At 69.9% G+C, this 13,203-nt stretch carries 16 protein-coding genes; 4 read left to right on the forward strand and 12 right to left on the reverse strand.

Features of this window, described 5'->3' with window-relative positions; genetic code table 11:
* The first annotated feature begins 93 nt into the window (after positions 1-93).
* Positions 94-954, forward strand: a complete 861-nt coding sequence (locus tag FB390_RS25175) for an SGNH/GDSL hydrolase family protein (RefSeq protein WP_141811172.1) — start codon at positions 94-96, stop codon at positions 952-954.
* Positions 955-967: 13 nt separating this feature from the next.
* Here FB390_RS25175 and FB390_RS25180 read toward each other — a convergent pair whose 3' ends face one another.
* The 3 genes from FB390_RS25180 to FB390_RS25190 all read right to left on the reverse strand — a co-directional run bounded on the left by FB390_RS25180 (position 968) and on the right by FB390_RS25190 (position 2,883).
* The gene (locus tag FB390_RS25180; protein ID WP_141811173.1) at positions 968-1,900 is read right to left on the reverse strand and encodes a hypothetical protein; all 933 of its coding nucleotides are present in this window, start codon (positions 1,898-1,900) and stop codon (positions 968-970) included.
* Between the two features lie 3 nt (positions 1,901-1,903).
* Positions 1,904-2,239 carry a type VII secretion target gene (locus FB390_RS25185; protein ID WP_141811174.1) on the reverse strand — a complete coding sequence of 112 codons (336 nt, stop codon included), beginning with the start codon at positions 2,237-2,239 and terminating at the stop codon, positions 1,904-1,906.
* Positions 2,240-2,340: 101 nt separating this feature from the next.
* Positions 2,341-2,883 carry a YbaB/EbfC family nucleoid-associated protein gene (locus tag FB390_RS25190; RefSeq protein WP_185757164.1) on the reverse strand — a complete coding sequence of 181 codons (543 nt, stop codon included), beginning with the start codon at positions 2,881-2,883 and terminating at the stop codon, positions 2,341-2,343.
* Between the two features lie 182 nt (positions 2,884-3,065).
* Here FB390_RS25190 and FB390_RS25195 point away from each other — a divergent pair, with 182 nt between their 5' ends.
* Positions 3,066-3,848, forward strand: a complete 783-nt coding sequence (locus FB390_RS25195; protein WP_141811176.1) for a VOC family protein — start codon at positions 3,066-3,068, stop codon at positions 3,846-3,848.
* 17 nt (positions 3,849-3,865) lie between these two features.
* Here the strand turns inward: FB390_RS25195 and FB390_RS25200 are convergent, their stop codons facing one another.
* From FB390_RS25200 to FB390_RS25220, 5 genes are all read right to left on the reverse strand, one after another.
* On the reverse strand, positions 3,866-5,587 hold the full coding sequence (locus FB390_RS25200) for an urease subunit alpha (protein ID WP_141811177.1): 1,722 nt from the start codon (positions 5,585-5,587) through the stop codon (positions 3,866-3,868).
* On the reverse strand, positions 5,584-5,919 hold the full coding sequence (locus FB390_RS25205; RefSeq protein WP_141811178.1) for an urease subunit beta: 336 nt from the start codon (positions 5,917-5,919) through the stop codon (positions 5,584-5,586). The genes FB390_RS25200 and FB390_RS25205 overlap by 4 nt, the downstream gene beginning before the upstream one ends.
* Before the next feature lie 10 nt (positions 5,920-5,929).
* A complete protein-coding gene (locus FB390_RS25210) occupies positions 5,930-6,232 on the reverse strand; it encodes an urease subunit gamma (protein WP_141811179.1) in 303 nt (100 codons plus the stop codon).
* Positions 6,233-6,324: 92 nt separating this feature from the next.
* The gene (locus FB390_RS25215; RefSeq protein WP_425465920.1) at positions 6,325-6,714 is read right to left on the reverse strand and encodes a PaaI family thioesterase; all 390 of its coding nucleotides are present in this window, start codon (positions 6,712-6,714) and stop codon (positions 6,325-6,327) included.
* Between the two features lie 100 nt (positions 6,715-6,814).
* Positions 6,815-7,636 carry a carbonic anhydrase gene (locus FB390_RS25220; protein ID WP_246124205.1) on the reverse strand — a complete coding sequence of 274 codons (822 nt, stop codon included), beginning with the start codon at positions 7,634-7,636 and terminating at the stop codon, positions 6,815-6,817.
* Positions 7,637-8,243: 607 nt separating this feature from the next.
* On the opposite strand from FB390_RS25220, the gene FB390_RS25225 reads away from it, so the two are divergent.
* Both FB390_RS25225 and FB390_RS25230 read left to right on the forward strand, forming a co-directional pair.
* Positions 8,244-8,918, forward strand: coding sequence for an MspA family porin (locus tag FB390_RS25225; RefSeq protein ID WP_067778275.1), 675 nt, complete (start codon positions 8,244-8,246; stop codon positions 8,916-8,918).
* Between the two features lie 69 nt (positions 8,919-8,987).
* Positions 8,988-9,662, forward strand: coding sequence for an MspA family porin (locus FB390_RS25230; protein ID WP_141811181.1), 675 nt, complete (start codon positions 8,988-8,990; stop codon positions 9,660-9,662).
* A gap of 121 nt (positions 9,663-9,783) precedes the next feature.
* Here FB390_RS25230 and FB390_RS25235 read toward each other — a convergent pair whose 3' ends face one another.
* The 4 genes from FB390_RS25235 to FB390_RS25250 form a co-directional block, all read right to left on the reverse strand.
* Positions 9,784-9,987 carry a hypothetical protein gene (locus FB390_RS25235; protein WP_097243529.1) on the reverse strand — a complete coding sequence of 68 codons (204 nt, stop codon included), beginning with the start codon at positions 9,985-9,987 and terminating at the stop codon, positions 9,784-9,786.
* A 284-nt stretch (positions 9,988-10,271) separates the two neighbouring features.
* Positions 10,272-11,660 (reverse strand): sensor histidine kinase, encoded by a 1,389-nt coding sequence (locus tag FB390_RS25240; RefSeq protein ID WP_141811182.1) that lies wholly within the window; start codon positions 11,658-11,660, stop codon positions 10,272-10,274.
* On the reverse strand, positions 11,647-12,351 hold the full coding sequence (locus FB390_RS25245; RefSeq protein WP_141811183.1) for a response regulator transcription factor: 705 nt from the start codon (positions 12,349-12,351) through the stop codon (positions 11,647-11,649). The genes FB390_RS25240 and FB390_RS25245 overlap by 14 nt, the downstream gene beginning before the upstream one ends.
* Before the next feature lie 134 nt (positions 12,352-12,485).
* Entirely contained in the window at positions 12,486-13,196 is a 711-nt protein-coding gene (locus FB390_RS25250; protein WP_141811184.1) for a hypothetical protein, read from the reverse strand.
* Between the last annotated feature and the right edge of the window lie 7 nt (positions 13,197-13,203).

Consider the following 13,203-nt stretch of genomic DNA (forward strand, 5'->3'; position numbering starts at 1 on the left):
TCGCGCCGGGTCCGCGGCGCAGTAGTCTCGGCCACAAACAGAGACCATCGCGTCTCACTTTGTCCCTGCGACCGCCCGGAGCGCCACATCGCCATGACGACCGTCCGGAACCGCCCGCGCGCCCTCGCCGTCGCCGCGGGCCTGCTCACCTTGTTCGCGGCGACCACGCTCGCCCCGGCATCGGCCGCACCCGCCGACGGCGGCGCCGAATACGTGGCGCTCGGTGATTCCGGCGCGGCGACCACGGGCGTGCAACGGTTCGACACGAGCGCCCCGCTGCAGTGCGCGCGCTCCACCGCGAACACGCCCAAGCTGGTCGCCGCGGATCTCGGTCTGCGGCTGGACGACCGCACTTGCAGCTCGGCCCGCATCCCGCACCTGACCACCGGCCAAGGGCCGGGCATCGCACCGCAATTCGACGGACTCGGCCCGAACACCCGGCTGGTCACCGTGCACATCGGCGCCAACGACACCGAGATGACCAGGTTCGTGGTCGCCTGTCACCTGGCCGGTCTGCGCGGCGGCGTGTGCGCCGATCCGGCGTGGGATTCCGCGATCGACGCCATCTCCGGCGCGTATTCCGCCGCGCTCCAGCGCATTACGACGCTCGCCCCGAACGCGAAGGTGTTCGTGGACGGTTGGCCGCTGTACGTCCGCGACGGCGGCTGCCCCGAACTTGTGGGCCTGCGGCCCCAGGACGCGGCCACCGTGCAGCGCGCCTTCGACCGCTTGAACTCCGTAGTCGCCAGGGCGGCAGCGGAATCCAGGGCGACCTACATCGACACCCGCACCCCGGCCGCGGGCCACGACATGTGCGCACCGGAGGGCGTGCGCTGGTTCGATCCGCTGCTGGCCACCGAGACCCTGGTGCCGTACCACCCGACGCTCACGGGCATGCGCGGCGTCGCGGACATCGTCGTCGCGGCGATCCGCGCTTCCGAATTCCCTGGCTGAGAGCGATTTCCGGCTATACCCCGGCCTCGGCCAGCTCGTTCTCGATACCCACGACCGCGGCGACGATCTGCGCCAGGTTGCGCACCAGCGCGCCCAAGCCGATCAGTGAGCTCGCCATTGTCGAAAGCATCTGGGCGACGGTCATGGTCGCCGTGGAGATGCCGAACACGGCACGGGCGATGAGCGCCGGGGAGGCCGTTCCGGCGGAGGCGATGAGGATGGCGGCGATCTCGAGCAGCATTCCGGCCAGCGAGTTCAGCACCTCGGTGATGATGCCGCGAACGCCTTCCACGATCTTCGACATCTTCTCGTTCACCTTGTTCAACAGGTCGGCGAGCGCGGCCTGTCCGACGATCTCGGCGATCACGGCATCCGCCTTGGTTCGGTAGGCGTCCGCGGTCGCGCCCACCCAGCCCGCCGTACCTTCGGTGATCTCCTTCTTCCAAGTGTCCGCGACCTCGGCGAGCTTTTTCGACGTCGCCTGCCAGGAAGCGGAGTACGCGGCGACCATATCCTTGCTGCCCGCAAGCGAATCCAAGGCTTTCCGCATCGGTTCGACGTGCTCGAGCATCCAGCCCATCAGCATCGAACCCACATAGTCGAAGGGGTCGAACTTCGCGAGAGTGATGCCCTTGGCGATATCGCCGGCGATCTCGAAAGCGTCCTGCGCGGCGGAGATGCCCGCCCAGACCTGCATGGCGCCTTCGTACGTCTTGCCCGGCCCGGCGGAGGCCCCGGCGAAGACCTTGTGACCGCCCTCGAAGAGGTCACCGATCGGGGTGCCCGCGAAGATTCCCGCGTTCGCGTCGGTGCCCTGCCCCTGGCCGGTCGGAATGCCTACGTTCCGCAGGAACGGCACGTCCTCCTGGTAGTAGGCGTTGCGGTGGTCGACGCCCTTCTCCAGCAGCTCGTTGTCTTCGGGCGCCTCGGCATCGTCGAAACCCATGCGCTACACCTTCTGTTCGATCTGCTCACGCTGCCGGTCGGTCTCGTTCTTGCGACCCTCGTCGAGGTTCTCGAACGAGTCCGCGGCGAACCGCAGCTTCGGCGGCAACTGCTCGGCGTCCTCGGTGACGACGCGCAGGCGCTCGGTGATCCGATCGTGCAATGGATTCAGGATCGACCGCGCGTACGGGCCGACCAGCATCCCGTACCCGTCGTCGGCGTGCGCGAGATACCGCGCTGCCTCGCGCGCCATGGGGAGTCCCGCGATCGCGGCCTCCACCTTCGCGGCGTGGTCGCGCATCCCGCCGGGATCGATTGCGATGTCACCGGGATTGCCCATCCGAGTCCTCCACTCGCCGTGTGCGTATCGGCCGCAGGCGACGGCCTACCGACTATGACGCGGCCAGTACGCTTTCGGTTCCGTCCGAAGGCGCGGCAAGCTCACTCCAGCCAGGACTTGCGGCGGTAGTACAGGTCGTCCTCGTCCGGCTCGTCCGGCGTGACGGTCCGGTCGCGGTCGGGCTTGCGCGCGCCCTGCGGTGGCTGCGGCGGCGGGGGCGGGGTGTAGGCGGTGGGCGGGGTGTAGACCGGCTCCGGCGGGGCGGGCGGGGCGGTGGGCGCCGGATCGGGGAAGCGCTCGGCGTATTGGCCGACAATGGCCTGCCCCGCGGCGTCGTCACCGACCACGCTGTGCACGAGATCGGTGACCTGGTCGCGCAGCCGAGCCTGGGCGCGGCGGGTGCAGGCCATGAGTTCGGCCGCGACGGCGGCGGGATCCATGCCGCGAGTAGCCGCGGCGAGCGTGATGCCGGTGGTGACGCCGTTGGCGTCGACCGTCACGCTGATCCGGTTGTCGGCCGAACTCTCCGTCACCGCCATGGCCTCCATCCGGCCCTGCAGGTCTTGGTACTTCTGCGCCGTACGTTGCAGATTCTCGGCCCAGCGGGCCATCTCGTCGGCGGCCTGATTCGGATCGCTCAGCACTCGCGTCCCCTTCCACGCAGTGACAACCATGTCGGCCCGAGCGCGAACGAGATCCGCCCCCGGAGTGTGCTCGCAGCACCTTATCCGAGCCGCGCGTCGCGCGCGGCCAGGGGGCGCGATGAGTTTCCGAGCCGAACGCCGTCGGTATCGGTGTACGACAACGACACGTCGAGGAGATCACCATGCAAGCAGCATTCGCCGCGGGCGCACCGTGCTGGTTCGATGTCACGGCCCCGGACATCCCGGCCTCGGCCGAGTTCTACACCGCGCTGTTCGGCTGGACCGCCGAGGATCAGGGCGCCGAGGCGGGCCATTACACCATCCTGCGCCAGGGCGACGCCCAAGTCGCGGGCATCGCTCCGGCCGCCGCGCCGGACGGCAGCACCTTCCCGGCGGCCTGGACGCCGTATTTCTCGGTGGCCGACGCCGCCGCCACCGTCGCCGCGGCGCGGGACGCGGGCGCGTCCGTCTTCTGCGAACCGATGGACGTCTTCGGTCGGCTGACCTTCGCGGTGCTCACCGATCCGGCAGGCGCGGATTACGCGGTCGCCCAGCTGATCACGCATCCCGGCACCCAGAACTGGGGCGGCGTCAACGGCCCGTGCTGGGTGGAGTACGCCGCGCCCGGCGCCCCCGCCGACGCCATGGCGCACTACGCGAAGGTTCTCGGTTGGAAGCACACCAACGCCGCGTGGGAGACCGCGACCGAAAACCCCTACCAGGCGCTCTCTCCCGGTTCCGGCGGGCACGAGTTCGGCGGCGCCCACCACGCCCAGCCGGGTGAACCCGCGCCCTCCTGGTCGACGACCATCCGCGTCGCCGATGTGGACGCCGTCGTCGCCCGCGCCGCCGAACTCGGCGGCAAGCTGCTCGCCGAACCGGAGGACATGCCGGGGCCCTCGCGCGTCGCCGCACTCGCCGACCCGGCGGGCGCCGCGTTCGCGATCATGTCGTTCGGCGCCTGAGCTACGCCGGACGTCGCTCAGAAGAGGAAATACCGTTGGGCCATGGGCAGTTCCGTCGCGGGCTGCTCGGCCCACACCTCGCCGTCGATACGGACGGTGAAGGTGTCCGGCTCCACTTCGATGCGCGGCAGGGCGTCGTTGAGCGGCATGTCGCACTTCGTCAGACGGCGAACGTTCTTGACGGGCACCAGCTTTCGGCGCACCGCGAGACGATCCGCGAGTCTGGACTCGACGGCCTGCTCGGAGACGAAGTGCAGCGAGGTCGCCGCCGCGACCGGTGCGGCCGCGCCGAACATCGGGCGCGGCAGCACCGGTTGCGGGGTGGGAATGGAGGCGTTGGCGTCGCCCATGGCCGCCCACGCTATCGCGCCGCCCTTGAGCACGGCGTGCGGGCGAACGCCGAAGAACGCCGGGTCCCACAGCACGAGGTCGGCGAGTTTACCGACCTCCACCGAGCCGATCTCGTCGTCCAAGCCGTGCGCGACGGCGGGGCAGATGGTGTATTTGGCGACGTAGCGGCGCACCCTGGCGTTGTCGGCGGCGCCGTCGCCGGGCAGCGAGCCGCGGCGGCGCTTCATCACGTGCGCTGTCTGCCAGGTGCGCAACACCACCTCGCCGATCCGGCCCATCGCCTGCGAATCGCTGCCGATCATGGAGATGGCGCCGAGATCGTGCAGCAGATCCTCGGCGGCGATGGTGGACGGGCGAATCCGGCTCTCCGCGAACGCGAGATCCTCCGGAATGGACGGGCTCAAGTGGTGGCAGACCATGAGCATGTCCAAGTGCTCGTCGAGGGTGTTGATCGTGTGCGGCCGGGTGGGATTCGTCGAGCTCGGCAGCACGTTGGGATGGGAGGCGACGGTGATGATGTCGGGCGCGTGGCCGCCGCCCGCCCCCTCGGTGTGATAGGCGTGGATGCCGCGTCCGGCGATCGCGGCGAGGGTGTCCTCGACGAAACCCGCCTCGTTCAACGTGTCCGAGTGCAGGGCGACCTGCACGCCGGAGGCGTCCGCGACCCGCAGGCAGGCGTCGATCGCCGCCGGTGTCGAGCCCCAGTCCTCGTGCAGCTTGAAACCCGCTGCGCCGGCGCGCAATTGCTCCCACATGGCCTCTTCGCTGACGGTGTTGCCCTTGCCGAGCAGCACGATGTTCAGCGGCCAGTGATCGGTGGCCTCCAGCATCCTGGCCAGGTGCCAGGCGCCCGGGGTGACGGTGGTCGCCTTGGAACCCTCCGCGGGGCCGGTGCCGCCGCCGACGAGGGTGGTGATCCCGCCGCCGAGCGCCTCTTCCATCAGTTGCGGGCAGATGAAGTGCACGTGGCAGTCGATGGCGCCCGCGGTGACGATGCGGCCGTTGCCCGCGATGATCTCGGTGGACGGGCCGACCACGAGGGCCGGGTGCACGCCCGACATGGTCTCGGGGTTGCCCGCCTTACCGATGCCGCAGATGCGGCCGTCGCGAATGCCGATGTCGGCCTTGACGATTCCCCAGTGGTCGATGATCACCGCCCCGGTGACGACGGTGTCCGGCGCGCCCTCGGCGCGAGTGGCACGGGACTGGCCCATGGACTCGCGCAGCACTTTCCCGCCCCCGAAGACCGCCTCGTCGCCCGCGAGACCCGGTCCGCCGCAGCGATCCTCGGTGATCTCGATCAGCAGATCGGTGTCGGCCAGGCGGATGCGGTCGCCCACGGTCGGCCCGAACAGTTCGGCGTAGCGGGCCCTGCTCAGTTCGGTCACGGCTCCCCCTCTGTGGTCCGTCGCGCGTCCAGCGAGCCGGGCGGCGTCAGGCTGATGCCGTGCACCTGCCGCGTCCCGCCCAGCGGGACCAGCGAAACTCGTTGGCCGAGACCGGGTTCGAATCGCACCGCGGTGCCCGCTGGTATGTCGAGCCGATGGCCGTGCGCGGCGGCGCGATCGAAGTCGAGCGCGGGGTTGGCCTGCGGGAAGTGCACGTGGCTGCCGACCTGGACGGGACGGTCACCGGTGTTCACGACATCCAGCTCGATGCGGTCGCGGCCCGCGTTGAGCTCGATCACGCCTTCGGCGCAGAAGTATTCGCCAGGAATCACGTGGTCCGTCCTAGGCGATCGGGTGGTGGACCGTGACGAGTTTGGTGCCGTCCGGGAAGGTCGCCTCCACCTGGACGTCGTGGATCATCTCGGGCACGCCCGTCATCACCTCGTCGCGCGACAGCACCGTGCGCCCCGACGACATCAGCTCGGCGACGGTACGCCCGTCGCGCGCGCCTTCGAGCACGTGATCGGTGATGAGGGCGACCGCCTCGGGATGATTGAGCTTCAGTCCGCGAGCCTGTCTGCGCCTGGCCAGTTCGGCGGCGTAGCTCAGCAGCAGGCGCTCCTGCTCGTGCGGCGACAGTCGCATCCGGACTCCTCACCGGTCGGCGGACGGGTGACGGTCATTCTGGCACGCCCGTTCCCGTCGCGCCGGTCGACGGCGCGGAGCCGGTGCTCGGGTCAGTCGCGCTTGGGCAGGTTCTGCAGCCGGACCTGGCCGCGGGCCACCACCCGCTGCTCCTCGTCGGTGATCACCACCTGCCACAACTGCTGGGTGCGGCCCTGGTGCAGCGGGGTCGCCTCGCCGTAGAGGGTGCCCTCGCGCACGGCGCGCAGGAAGTCGGTGTTGTTGTTCACGCCGACGACGGTGCCGCGCTCGCCGTACCAGACGCCGCCGCCGATGCTGGCGAGCGTCTCGATGACGGTGCAGTACACGCCGCCGTTCTGGATCCCCGCGGGCTGGTAGAGGTGCGGCTTGACGACCCACTCGCCGCGCACCCGGTCCGGCCGCAGCTCGGTGTAGCGCAGACCGATCAGGTCCGCGAAGGTGCCCTCGCTGGCCTTGTTCATCAGCTCCGGCGTGACATCGGCCAGCGAACGAACGGCCCCGATCTCCTGTTGCGTCATGAAACCAGCTTTACACCACACGAAGCGGTCGAACGCGGCGGGTTCAGTTACCGGCCAGGGTGACGGTCCGGCCGTTGAGCGGTTGGATCGGCCGGTTGCTGTGCGCGAACAGCGAGTGGTAGAGCTCGACGTCCTCGGGCGCGACCGCCACCGGCGCGCTCAACACCGTCCAGGACACGCCCTCGCTGCACGGCGGCGTCGTCAGGGAACCCCGGTAACGGAACTGATCACGCGCGGCGGGCAGGAACGCCGACGGATCCAGCGGTCCTTCGAAAGAGACCGCCGCGTCGGCGGTTCTCGGCGCGGCGGCCAGCAGCGGTCCGAACACCGAGGGGCCCTGACCGGCCTCCATCAATACACCGAGCACGGCGACTGCGCCCGCGGCGTTCTTGTGCACCAGGTGCAACTCCATCGCGGCGCCGTGCCCGTCGATGGTGTGCTCGCCGGGCAGATGGAAGTGGAACTGGAGCAGTTCGTAGGGTTCGCCCGCGACGAGGATGCGGTTGCCGCTGCCTGCGGGCACCTCGGCCTGGACGGTGTGGCCGTTGTTGATCAGCCGGACACCCGGGATCGGCCGGTAGTCGACGTCGATGTGGTCGGCGGGATCGAGCCGGGCGGATCCGGACAGGTCGACCGGCGACTGCTCGTGGCCGCTGCGGCAGGTCAGGAAGTCGCGGTCCAGGTCGGCCCAGTGGTCGGGCCCCTCGGCGTCGTAATCCCAGTGCGCGGGGACGTGCGCGGGCGGACTGTCGACGTGGTTGCGCAGGCTCGGCTGTTGGGCGCCGCACGAGATCGCGGCGAACACGGCGGTCACGGCCAGCAGAGCGGCGAGGGGGCGCGAACGAAACGAACGGTAAACGGACAAAGCGGATACGGCTCCTCGGCATCGGCACACGGTGTCCCGACACGTGCCCCGAACGGGCCGGTACTCGGCGGTGGTCGACGCGCCGGTCTGTACGGTTTGCGACGAAAATCCCTTTGGGTCAGGGGATCTCGCGGTTCGTGTCGGGCGACAGAGTAGGACCGCTCCGGCGCGACACGCCAGGGTCCCGGGCGGCGAAAAATGTCACACGCCGCGCGGCCGACAACGCTTTGTTGCCAAGTTAGGTAAGCCTGACCTATACTCATCTCGGCGTCCGGATCGAGAGAGTCCCGAGGGCTGCGGTGACCCCGATCCACTGCCGCGGCGGGCTCCACGTCACCACGTGGGGCCCGCCGCTCTTATTTCCGACGCCGTCGTTCTCGCTTCCGCGCACCCGAACCTCGCACCGCGACAGCACATGTCGAGTTCGTGTCGGCCGTCGACACACGATCGCAAAGAACTGGACACACGACCGTCCCGGAGCGTTCATCGACGCGGGCGACGGCGGTTCATCGGGTGGACAACGCGATTGATCAAGCTCGGGTGCGCCTCGCGGAGGCTTTCCGCCTCCACCCGCGAGGCGCAACGTTCCAACCTGATGAGGGGAAGTATGAGCATGAATCGCTCCAGCGGTCTGCGAAGCGGCGGCCGCGTCGCGGGCGTCGGCGCCGCCGCGGCCGTTGCCATGGGCCTGCTCTCCACCGGCGCGGCCGACGCGGACACCTTTGTGCCACTGCCGAACGGGGAGCGGGTCGGACCTGGCGTCACGATCGCCAGGACCGGTGAGCGGGCGGTGATCTCGCCCTCGCTGGCCGCCAACGGCGCGGGCCGGGTCGCCTGGGTCTCGGGCACCGTCGTCGCCGACGTCACGGTCACCCCGGAGGGCGAGGTCGGCCCCAACAACGGCCCCGCCAACGGAGCGGGCACCAACAACTCCTCGACGCACGGCGCCTCCCAGCTGAACACCGGCTACATCGTCGGCTGCCAGGTGAGCATCGGCGACGACGCGATCAGCGCGGGCGTCTCCGGCGGCATCGATCTGAGCGGCGGCAGCATCGGCGGCTCGATCGGCCTCGAGCTCGGCCCCGGCCAGGTGAAGTTCGTCCAGATCGATTACAAGGACATCCTGAAGCCGGGCGTGTACTCGGTCGAGTACCAGGACGTGGAGATCGAGATCCAGGGCTGCGCGGGCTACGCCCAGGCGCGCGCCTACACCGTCGTCGAGATCATCGGCGACCACTACTCCAAGACCACTCTCTACGGCGCGCCGTTCAGCATCGGCTGACGTCGGCAGCAGTGGTCCACGAAACACACTCGCGCTGAAGCGACTTCAACCCTCGAGGGGCAACACGACATGATCGATCGCAAGAGCATCGCACGGGTGGCGGGGCTCGGCGCCGCGGCCACCGTCGCGGTGGGCCTGTTCTCCACCGGCGCCGCGCACGCCGACACCTTCGTCCCGCTGCCCGGCGGCGAGATCACCAAGACCCTGACCGACGGCACCGTCGTCACGGTGCGCCTGGTCGGCGAGTCCGCCACCATCAGCCCGTCGCTCGGTTCGACCCCGGTGCACCGCAACGCCTGGGTGTCGGCCAGCGCGCAGGTCGAGCTGTCCGGCCCGAATGCCAAGGGCGGCAAGATCTATCCGGGCTACGTCGTCGGCTGCCAGGTCAACATCGACGGCGGCGGCGTCGAAGGCGGCGTCAGCGGCGAACTGGACTGGAGCGGGGACCAGGTGGAGCCGAACGTCGGCGCCGAAAGCGGCGGCGAGCTGTCGCTCGGCCCCGGCCAGGCCAAGTCGTTCTACGTCCTCGACATCGAGGAGGCCGACGACTTCGGCAACGAGTCGCACGAGAAGCGCAACAAGTTCAAGGGCACCAGCGGCAGCGTCACCTGGGCCGACACCACCATCGGCCTGTCCGGCTGCGGCGGTTACGCGCAGGCGCGCTCGTTCGTCAAGGTGAAGGTCGAGACCACCAACGTGATGTCGGTGATCACGCTGTGGGGCAGGCCCTTCAGCATCGGCTGACCTCGCCACGAACGTCATCGGGGCCCGGCGTCACCACGCCGGGCCCCGGTCGTTTCTCCGTCGAGACACCCTGGCCGCCGGACGTTCCGACACGAATTTCGCTCGGGCGGCCGAAAGGCGCTCAGCGCGACCAGAGTTCGGTGTTGGGCAGCGCGGCCAGCTCCGCGTGCACCTGATCGTCGACGGTGACACTCACCCCGTAGCGGCCCAGTTCGACGGACAACCTCCGCGCGACGGCCGCGGCGGCGCGATATTCGAGGACGGCTCCCCCGTCGGGGAAACGCAGCCGCACGCGGACCTCGTCCGCGGATTCGTCGGCCGTCATGACCCCGCTCGGCGCACGCGCACATTCCTTGGGGCACCGGAACCTCCGGGGGCGGACCGCCTGGTTCGTCGGTCGCGCGCTCGGCTCATCGGGCGATCGATCCGCCGAGGCACAGCGTCCTCCTCCGTGACGAACAACGGTGTCCGGCCGGGGATTCCGGTGTCCGGTTGGGTGCGCAGCACCGCGGCCGCGGGAACCGCGCACGACTCCACGACCGGGGTTGCCTCACGGTGATCATGGTGACCGGCCTTCATTGCGACGATTCGATCGTTCAGTTTGCGATCTCATGACGAACCTGTGACCGCCGGCAGGACCACGACGAAACGCGCACCGCCCCCTGGCCGTTCGACGCACGCGATGGCGCCGCGGTGCGCGGCCACCGTCTCCGCGACGAGGGCCAGCCCGATGCCGGTGCCCGCCGTGGAGCGCCTGCTCGTGCGTACCGTCGCGAAGCGCTCGAAGATGCGCTCGCGGTCGGGTTCCGGGACGCCGGGGCCCGCGTCGTCGACGGCGAGCACGGCACGCTCCCCTTCCCTGCCGACCCGCACCCCGACGACGCCGTCCCCGTGCCGGTCGGCGTTCTCCAGCAGGTTCGCCACCGCGCGCTCCAGCTCGATCTTGCGTCCCTCGACGACGACGTCCGCCTCGACGTGCAGCAGCGCGGTGTCGTAGTTGCGCGCCGCGAGGGTGTTGGACAGCAGCTCGCCGAGCGAGAGCGGCTCCAGATCCGAGCGGTGGATGCCCGCCTCCGCCCTGGCCAGCGCGAGCAGATCCTCCAGCAGGCGGCGCAGGTGGTCGAGTTCGGCGTTCACCAGGCCCAGCGCCTGACGCGGCCGCTCGGGCAGTTCCTCGGTGTGCCTGTTCATCACGGCGACGCCGGTGGTCAGCGTGGTCAGCGGGGTGCGAAGCTCGTGGCCGATGTCGGAGACCAGCCTGCGTTCCCGCTCGATGCGCCGCTGTAGCGCGTCGACCATGGCGTTGAACGCGTCCACCGTGGTCGAGAGGTCCCGGTCGCGCGAGCTCGGCAAGCGAATCTCGTGCTCGCCCGCCGCGATTCGGGCCGCGGTCCTGGCCACTTGACGCAGCGGCTTCAGCGCGTGATGGCTTGCCCACACACCGAGCGCCGCGCCGATCGCGACCGCGGCGAGGCCGCAGACGATCAGCAGGTTGCGCAGCATGCGCAGAGTGGCCTCGAGCTCGGTCAACGGCGCGAATTCGTAGAGCACGCCGCCTTTTTCGCCGAGGACGACCCCGGTCCGCAGGAAAGACTGCCCGTCCAGGACGACGCGTTCGGTAGGTCCCGGACCGCGCCTGCCATGGCCCTGCGGCAGCACCACCGCGGGATCGGCGTCGAAATCCGGGTCGGTGCTGAACCATTGGGAGTTCCACCGCAGCAGCACCACGGTGTCGGGTGGCGGGTTCAGCGCGCTCAGTGCCGTGGCGCCGCTCGCGCCGGGGTCGTCGAGCAGGGCGCGCAGCATCTCGGCGTGCGCCTCCGCGCCCCGCTCCACCGCCCGGACGCGCTGGGATTCCATGTAATCGCGGCCGATCATGAAGACGGACGCGACGAGAACGAGGGCGACCAGGCTCGCGCTGGACGCGAAGGCGAAGACGACGCGCCCGCGCAGACTCCGCAGCGGGACCAGCGCGCAGCGGCGCTCAGTCCTGGACATCGAGGCGATAGCCGAGGCCGCGCACGGTGACGATGAGGCGAGGATCGGACGGGTCGCGCTCGATCTTGGTGCGCAGCCGCCGAAGGTGCACGTCGACGATCCGTTCGTCACCGAAGAAGCCACGGTCCCATACCCGGTCCAGCAGCACAGGACGGCTCAGCACGAAGCCGGGGTTCTCGGCCAGCTCGCACAGCAGCCGGAATTCGGTGAGGGTGAGATGCAGGTCGTCCCCGCCGCAGCGGACCGTGCCGCGCTGCGGTGAAAGCACAAGGCGGCGAGCGCCGTCCAGCACGATGTCCTGGGGCGCGTCGCGTTCGGCGGTCAGGCCCGCGCGCCTGCGCAGCGCGCGCATGCGGGCGGTGATCTCCTTGACCTCGAACGGCTTGGTGACGAAATCGTCGGCGCCCGCCTCCAGTGCGGCCACCACGTCGTGGGTGTCGTCACGGGCGCTGACCACGATGATCGGCACCTGGTGCTCGCGCCGGATCTCCCGGATACAGGTGAAGCCGTCCATGCCGCCGAGCATCAGATCGATGATCATCACGTCCGGTGCGCCGTTGTCGCGCAGGTGGTCCAGCGCGGTCTCCGCGGCTTCGGCCTCGGCGACGTCGTAGCCCTCGTCCTCCATCGCCAGCCGCAACGCGGTCCGTACCCGGTCGTCGTCCTCGACGATCATCAGCTGCGTGGTCATCGCCTCTCCTCACGCTGACGATCAGGCCTCACCGGACACCGACGCGCCGCGTCAGCATCGGCCGCGGTTCACCGGCGCGCAGAATACCCAACCCAGATGACGGGAGAACACCTCCGCGGCGAACGCGGGTGAACTCAGCGAACCAGGCAGGTGGCGCGGCGGACCGGCAGTCCGCGCTCCTCCAGCGCGAGCAGCAGTCCCTGTCCGCGCCGGGCGCCGTCCTCGGCGTCGACGCGGGCCAGATCCGGCACGTAAGTCGCCGCGCCGACGAGGGATTCGCCGACCAGCGACCAGAATCGCCGCGCGCTCAGCCCGGAGCAACGGGCGAGGCCGTGCTGGATCAGGGTCAGCGAGGGTTCGCAGCGATGCGCGAGCCAGACGAACATCGCGCGCTCGCAGGGCAGCGTCACCACACCCGGCTCCTTGGCGGATCGTTCGCCGTCGATCGCGCGAATGGTGATGTCCTCCAGGCCCGCCCAGTCGATGCCGCCGTCGTTGTCGTGGTGCACCCAGAGGTTCTCCAGGCCGGGATCCCACGCCTTGCCCTCGGCGACGAGCAGCGCGGCCACCCGCCCGATCACCGCGTGGATCAGCGCGGTGGCGACCACTTCGGCGGCCGTGTCGGCGCTGATCATCTCGGCGGCGTGGCGGCGGTACATCAGCTCGATGCGGCCCTCGCGCAGGCCTTCGGACAGCTTCCACCACCGGCGTTTGCCCTGATCGGCCATGGCGGCAACGGCATACACGCGCGGATGCTCCGGCTGCAGGGCTCGCAGCCGGGTGCAGGCACGACCGAACGCCACCTCGGCGTCGCGCACCTGGCGGGTTGTCAATGGCTCGAGCATCGAACCT

The sequence above is a fragment of the Nocardia bhagyanarayanae genome (assembly GCF_006716565.1).
GTDB lineage: Bacteria > Actinomycetota > Actinomycetes > Mycobacteriales > Mycobacteriaceae > Nocardia > Nocardia bhagyanarayanae.

Bases quoted from the DNA above. Each gene is read 5' to 3' on its own strand.
- FB390_RS25175 (WP_141811172.1), top strand. From the start codon at position 94: ATGACGACCGTCCGGAACCGCCCGCGCGCCCTCGCCGTCGCCGCGGGC.
- FB390_RS25185 (WP_141811174.1), bottom strand. From the start codon at position 2,239: ATGGGCAATCCCGGTGACATCGCAATCGATCCCGGCGGGATGCGCGAC.
- FB390_RS25235 (WP_097243529.1), bottom strand. From the start codon at position 9,987: ATGACGGCCGACGAATCCGCGGACGAGGTCCGCGTGCGGCTGCGTTTC.
- FB390_RS25210 (WP_141811179.1), bottom strand. From the start codon at position 6,232: ATGCGACTGTCGCCGCACGAGCAGGAGCGCCTGCTGCTGAGCTACGCC.
- FB390_RS25180 (WP_141811173.1), bottom strand. From the start codon at position 1,900: ATGGGTTTCGACGATGCCGAGGCGCCCGAAGACAACGAGCTGCTGGAG.
- FB390_RS25230 (WP_141811181.1), top strand. From the start codon at position 8,988: ATGATCGATCGCAAGAGCATCGCACGGGTGGCGGGGCTCGGCGCCGCG.
- FB390_RS25225 (WP_067778275.1), top strand. From the start codon at position 8,244: ATGAGCATGAATCGCTCCAGCGGTCTGCGAAGCGGCGGCCGCGTCGCG.
- FB390_RS25195 (WP_141811176.1), top strand. From the start codon at position 3,066: ATGCAAGCAGCATTCGCCGCGGGCGCACCGTGCTGGTTCGATGTCACG.
- FB390_RS25240 (WP_141811182.1), bottom strand. From the start codon at position 11,660: ATGTCCAGGACTGAGCGCCGCTGCGCGCTGGTCCCGCTGCGGAGTCTG.
- FB390_RS25250 (WP_141811184.1), bottom strand. From the start codon at position 13,196: ATGCTCGAGCCATTGACAACCCGCCAGGTGCGCGACGCCGAGGTGGCG.
- FB390_RS25215 (WP_425465920.1), bottom strand. From the start codon at position 6,714: ATGAACAAGGCCAGCGAGGGCACCTTCGCGGACCTGATCGGTCTGCGC.
- FB390_RS25245 (WP_141811183.1), bottom strand. From the start codon at position 12,351: ATGACCACGCAGCTGATGATCGTCGAGGACGACGACCGGGTACGGACC.